Annotated in this window: 4 protein-coding genes; all 4 read right to left on the bottom strand. The window is 38.3% G+C overall.

Annotation, left to right across the window (positions count from 1 at the left end):
• Positions 1–330: 330 nt before the first annotated feature.
• A complete protein-coding gene (locus ACFPPD_RS23310; RefSeq protein ID WP_209752074.1) occupies positions 331–627 on the bottom strand; it encodes a type II toxin-antitoxin system RelE/ParE family toxin in 297 nt (98 codons plus the stop codon).
• Positions 615–797 carry a hypothetical protein gene (locus tag ACFPPD_RS23305; RefSeq protein WP_209752076.1) on the bottom strand — a complete coding sequence of 61 codons (183 nt, stop codon included), beginning with the start codon at positions 795–797 and terminating at the stop codon, positions 615–617. Before ACFPPD_RS23305 ends, ACFPPD_RS23310 begins: the two co-directional genes overlap by 13 nt.
• Before the next feature lie 331 nt (positions 798–1,128).
• On the bottom strand, positions 1,129–1,521 hold the full coding sequence (locus ACFPPD_RS23300) for an Imm41 family immunity protein (protein ID WP_209752078.1): 393 nt from the start codon (positions 1,519–1,521) through the stop codon (positions 1,129–1,131).
• A gap of 930 nt (positions 1,522–2,451) precedes the next feature.
• Complete coding sequence (locus tag ACFPPD_RS23295; RefSeq protein WP_209752079.1) at positions 2,452–2,835, bottom strand: hypothetical protein; 384 nt, start codon at positions 2,833–2,835, stop codon at positions 2,452–2,454.
• Between the last annotated feature and the right edge of the window lie 257 nt (positions 2,836–3,092).

Genomic DNA, 3,092 nt, shown 5'->3' with positions numbered 1-3,092 from the left:
ATACGTTTCTTTCTAAACAATCTAAACAAATTCGTTCCTTCTTTCTGTTTTAGATTTGCATCCCTTTCATATAACGTTCATGTGTTCACGACGTCCCACCACCTTAAGCCCAAAGGGCGGCCGCGATGCGGTTAGGTGGTGCGGATGTGTCCGGCTGAATTACTTACAGTTGCTGAGCTGCTACAGTCGAATCCGCTTCCTACTCCTGCCCGGACCGAGGGGCGAATGCCCCGAAGCGTGAACATGGTGTTATACGAAGCATGCATGAATCAACCCACAAGGCTATTAATTTCACACAAAAAAACATCATGTCTTATTAAAGTCATGATGTCATTTAAAGTCTTTACGCATTAATCTTCTTGACTGATGTAGAAATGTAATTAATTCAATTTCGCTTCCATTAATTCTATAGATTATCCTATAACTTTGATATATCTTTTCCCTAATAATATCACGATTAAACTCAGGCACTAATCTTCCCGAATATGGAAAATCCGGAATCTTGATTGCTGATTGAATTAATTCATTGACAAAAATTCTTGCCATGTCTATTGAGTCTTGCTTAATGTATTCATAAATCAATTCCAAATCTTTCAGAGATCTTGGTGACCAGATCAATTCAGCCATTTATTAATTCGCTCCATTGCCTCTGAATGTGTGATGCCTTTACCAGCATCCAATTCAGTCAAACCCTCTTCGATCCTAGCCCTCACATATAATTTGTACAAAATATCTTCAACCGTAACGTTGTCTGGAAGGTCTTGGATAAGTCTGATAACTTCGTCCTTAACACTCATTCTTCTCACCTACTCCAGTTGATGTGTTCATCATTATTATAATACACATGAAGGCTTGGTGTCAGACGGTTTGGGTTTAAAATCACTCGCTTCATGTTTCGTATAACGTTAATGTGTTCACGACGTCCCACCACCTTAAGCCCGAAGGGCGGCCGCGATGCGGTTAGGTGGTGCGGATGTGTCCGGCTGATTCCGCTTCCCTGCTACTGCCTATTGCATCCCCGAATTTTCATCTAACTCCTGCCGGACCGAGGGCCGGATGGCCCGAAGCGTGAACATGGTGTTATCGGAAGTTCCCACTTCATCGGTTCACATTCAAATTAACAAGCTTTCAATCATATAGTTCTGAAAATTTAGGATTCTTAATGAAATCTCCGAATTGTGATTCATCCATCACAAAATTATTAAAATAACCATCAATCATAAATGACAGTCTTTCATAGTAGTAATTAATATCTTCATAAGGAAAATTCGTAATTCTATATTGATCACTTTCAACAGAATGATAGTAGAAACATTCCAGTATTCTCTTAAATGTTCCTTGTAATTTTCTCGTTAATTCTCTATCTAACGGTTTATGTATGGATTTCTTTACGATTTCAATACTAGCATTATAATAAACCCAAAAACTTTTTTGATCGAAAGTTGCTTCTTCAACAAGATTATAAAGAAAGGTCCCTTCCACTAACTTACAATTACTTTCAAGGATTTCGTCCTCCTGCATTCTCGCTCACGCTCCTCTAGCACTTTGGGAATTTCCGATAACGTAAATGTGTTCACGACGTCCCACCACCTTAAGCCCCAAAGGGGCGGCCGCGATGCGGTTAGGTGGTGCCGATGTGTCCGGCTGATTCCGCTTCCTTGCTGCTGCCTATTGCTTCCCCGAATCTTCATCTAACTCCTGCCGGACCGAGGGCCGAATGGCCCGAAGCGTGAACATGGTGTTATCAGAAGTCGGCTACTTCATGGATTATCTCTCAAATTCTCTTCCTTAATAAATCTCTTGATAATTCTCCAATACAGATCTATTAATATCATTGAAATAATAATACCTACATCCATTAAGAGAACAGAAAGCAATAATAACTGAAAATTAATCTGATTATGTAACCAATAGTCAAGAAATAATCCAAGTATAAATAGAATTGTTGTTGTCCAAAATAAGAATTTTAATTGAATAGTTTTCTTCCAATTATCAGTCCTAATTGTTTTATCATCATTATTATAAATAGTAAATCCAATTGCAAAACATAAAATCCTTATCCAATTCACTTCCATATATTTCAAATTAATTTCTTGATATTCAATTATAGAGTAACAAAAATCAAATAGTATAAAAAAGATACTGAAATATATAAGTTTATCAAAAAATTGATATTTCTTAATAAGAATCATTCTCCTAATAGTTTAATTTTTTGATCTTGCCGATTTCTGATAACGTTCATGTGTTCACGACGTCCCACCGACTTAAGGCGACGAAGTCGCCGGGCGCGATGCGCTTAGTCGGTGCGGATGTGTCCGGCTGATTCCGCTTCCTTGCTACTGTCAAATACTTCTCCGAATATTCATCTAACTCCTGCCGGACCGAGGGGCGAATGCCCCGAAGCGTGAACATGGTGTTAGATGAAGTTCCCCTGCTTCTATGAGTCAACTATCAAAAATTCATATCGATAAGAAGTAAGTTAGTTGTTGTTATGATTACTGTATCACCTTGATTAAATTCCTTGAGATTATCTACTTCAGTCATTATTATGCTCTTTCCAATTCTCAAAATAATACAATCATCTTCAATGAATTCAATCTTTCCAATGATTTTTGTGATTCCTTCATTATTAAAAATACTTATTGGTTGATTTGAACTCTTTACGATATTACTTCCATAAACTAAAGTCTCTTGAATATCTAACTCTACAAAATAAGTGTTATTGACCTTAGGAATAACACCATTCCAATAGCCAATTCCTACTCCTAGATCACTTAAAAAAGTAACTTTAATCTTGTCATCGAAATTATTGAATCCAATAATTGTTACCTTCACTTTAAAGGCCCCTTAAGAAGTAATGTATTAAATGGAGGGTTAAAGATCTTGGGGAATTTCATCTAACGTAAATGTGTTCACGACGTCCAACTCCCTTAAGCCCGGAGGGCGGCCGCGATGCGGTTAGGGAGTTGGATGTGTCCGGCTGATTACGCTCCCCTGCTACTGCCAATTACTTCTCCGAATCCTCTTCTAACTCCTGCCGGACCGAGGCGGCTTGTCCGCCGAAGCGTGAACATGGTGTTAGATGTTGTTCA

Origin of the sequence: Cohnella suwonensis (genome assembly GCF_042655365.1) — a bacterium.
GTDB classification, from domain to species: Bacteria; Bacillota; Bacilli; order Paenibacillales; family Paenibacillaceae; genus Cohnella; species Cohnella suwonensis.
The sequence above is the reverse complement of the archived record's forward strand: the minus strand, read 5'-3'. Positions and strand labels throughout refer to the sequence as shown.